Origin of the sequence: uncultured Chitinophaga sp., from assembly GCF_937874145.1 — a bacterium.
Lineage (GTDB): Bacteria > Bacteroidota > Bacteroidia > Chitinophagales > Chitinophagaceae > Chitinophaga.
In genome coordinates this window covers 1-2,539 of record NZ_CALNBI010000435.1, presented here as the reverse complement: position 1 = coordinate 2,539, position 2,539 = coordinate 1, and the positions used below count along the sequence as shown (strand labels likewise).

The 2,539-nt window shown below is 55.5% G+C and carries 3 protein-coding genes; 2 read left to right on the top strand and 1 reads right to left on the bottom strand.

Features of this window, described 5'->3' with window-relative positions:
* On the top strand, positions 1–952 hold a 952-nt coding region (locus Q0510_RS21000; protein WP_298716010.1), incomplete at its 5' end, for a YihY/virulence factor BrkB family protein.
* A 75-nt stretch (positions 953–1,027) separates the two neighbouring features.
* Complete coding sequence (locus Q0510_RS20995) at positions 1,028–1,660, top strand: GntR family transcriptional regulator (protein ID WP_298716008.1); 633 nt, start codon at positions 1,028–1,030, stop codon at positions 1,658–1,660.
* A gap of 80 nt (positions 1,661–1,740) precedes the next feature.
* Here Q0510_RS20995 and Q0510_RS20990 read toward each other — a convergent pair.
* On the bottom strand, positions 1,741–2,539 hold a 799-nt coding region (locus Q0510_RS20990; RefSeq protein ID WP_298716006.1), incomplete at its 5' end, for a hypothetical protein.

Sequence of the window (2,539 nt, the reverse complement as noted above, 5' to 3'; positions counted from 1 at the left end):
GGGCCGCCATGGCCCGCGGTACAGTATGGCAACTACTCAATCAAGGCAGGATAAGCGGTTTTGGACGTTCGTATATTCGTTCAGGGAAGCGTTCAACGTATTGCAGGCGAACGACCCCTTGCGGATGGCGGGCGCCACGGCATTCTTCACCACTTTCGCCCTGCCGGCGATCCTCATCATCATCATACAGGCCCTGCGCCTGCTCTTTGAGCCCCGGATCATTTCGCGGCAGCTGTTTGGTGAGCTGAAGGAAGTGATCGGGCCGGAAGCGACGAATGAAGTAGTGGAAACGCTGCAGGCCTTCCGCGGTATCGCGCAGAACTGGCTGATCGCCGGGATCGGGTTCGTGTTCCTGCTTTTTGTAGCCACTACATTGCTCAAGGTGATGACGAGCTCGGTGAACCAGTTGTGGAGCATACGGCCGGTGGCACGGGGCAATTTCAGGGTCATCATGGTGTCGCGGCTCAAAGGCGTATTGCTCATCCTGGCAACCGGGGTGCTCTTTGTACTGGGGATCGTAGGCGATTCCGCCTCGGCGTTCATCGGCGAATACCTGCTGCGCTACTGGCCGAATGTGGGCGTCTACTACAACAGCGCCCTCCAGTACCTCCTTTCCGTGATCACCGCCACCCTGTGGTTCTCCCTGGTGCTGTACCTGCTGCCCGACGGAAGGCTGAACTGGAAAGTACTGCTCACCGGCGCGTTCGTCACCGGCGTCCTCTTCAACATCGGGAAAATCGTATTGCGCTGGCTGCTGACCTACAGCAACATCAACAGCATCTACGGCGCCTCGGCCTCCATGGTGCTATTGTTGTTGTTTGTTTTCTATGTTTCGCTTATCTTTTACTATGGGGCCACCTTTGCCAACGTATGGGCCAATGCCAGCGGAAAGCCCGTCCAGCCCCGGAAATATGCCATCAGGTACCAGCTGCAGGACGTGAAGCCGGAGTAATGCGGGGGGCAGGACTTTGACGGTATGCTTTTTCTTGTTTACTTTTACAGCAGAAATTCGTTTACAAAATTACCCATGAAAGTAGATTCCTTAGCGAATAAAGTATATGTTGACCTCCGCCGTCAGATATTATCCAACCAGCTGGTTCCCGGCATGCGCCTCAAGGAAGATGAATGGGCGAAGAAGGCGGCGGTTAGCCGGATGGCCGTCCGCGAAGCGCTGACACGCCTGCTGGGAGAGAACCTGGTCGTTTTCGGGGAGAAGGGCGGTTATTTCGTGAAATCCATGACCCCGAACGATATTAAAGAGATCCGCGAGTTGCGGGAGCTCCTGGAACTGGGGGCCCTCCGCCTCCTGTCGCAAAAGCCCAACCCGGCATTGCTCGATACGCTGGACAAAATCTGTGAAGACTTCTCCGATATGGTCGAAAAAGGATACCTCGGCGGCGCCTGCGATGCCGACATGAAATTCCATGAAACCCTCATCTCCGGCGCCTGCAACGCCAAACTCCTCGAACTTTACCAATACAGCAACATCCCGCTCTTCCATATGAAGCTGGGGCACCTGCTGATGGACGATTACGCCCAAACCGACCGGGAGCACCGCCAGATCGTGAGCGCCCTCCGCAAGCAGGACCTCAGGCTGGCGCAATCCACGCTGGTGAAACATCTCGAAAGAGGAGAGGAGACGGCGCTCGGCCTGATCTGATGCTGAAGATTTCCAATATAGAGAAAGAGGCGCCCCGGTTGGAGGCGCCTCTTTTTTAGTTCATTTTTATCCCCGCAAAATTACCAGGTTACATGGGTCGTGTCGCCAGACCAGGCCTGGTTGACCTTGATCTGGTAAGTACTGGTGGCTGCCGATCCATACAGATTGCCGGAAAGGGTGGTAATCTTATTGGTGGTGATGGGAATGTTGGAGATCGTTTTAACCATGTCCGCACCGGTGAGCTTGTCTTTATACGCCAGCACCACAGCTACATGGTAGTAGGAACCGAAGAGGTAATCCTCGAACGTGGTGTTGCTGGCGCGGGTCATCCAGCGGGTCCACCAGTAATCAGGAGCGGAGATATCGCCGTTCGAGATTTTCCAGTGCAGGGTGGTGGGATACACGCGCGCGGTGATGGCGCTGTAAGGATGTGACGCGGGCAACGCGTCCTGTATTTCCACGACGAGTTTGCCAACTACCCTGTCCAGCATAACGTTCTTGGCGATGATGCCGCCGAGGGAAGTTACTTCCAGCTGGAATTTGCTCAGGAAGATGTCGCCGGCATTCCGGATGGTAGTGCTGTCAGACTCCACGAAAGGGTGCAGGGCGTGATAATTGATATTGGGTTGCTCGGGCGATACTGCAGGGTCGGCGTTAACCAGCAGCTTACCGGTAGAAGCGGCGATAAGGATGGTGTAATTGCCGGCTACCAGCGAATCTTTGATGGAACCAAACGAAGCAACGTTGGTGAGGGAATCGAACGATTTGTAGGACACCCGCGTGCCGGTGGCGTCGTAGGCTACGTAGTAAATGTTTTTGATGTTTTGCAGGCTGGAATCGCGGTTGGCTCCGCCATCGAACCGGCGGGCGGATTTCGCC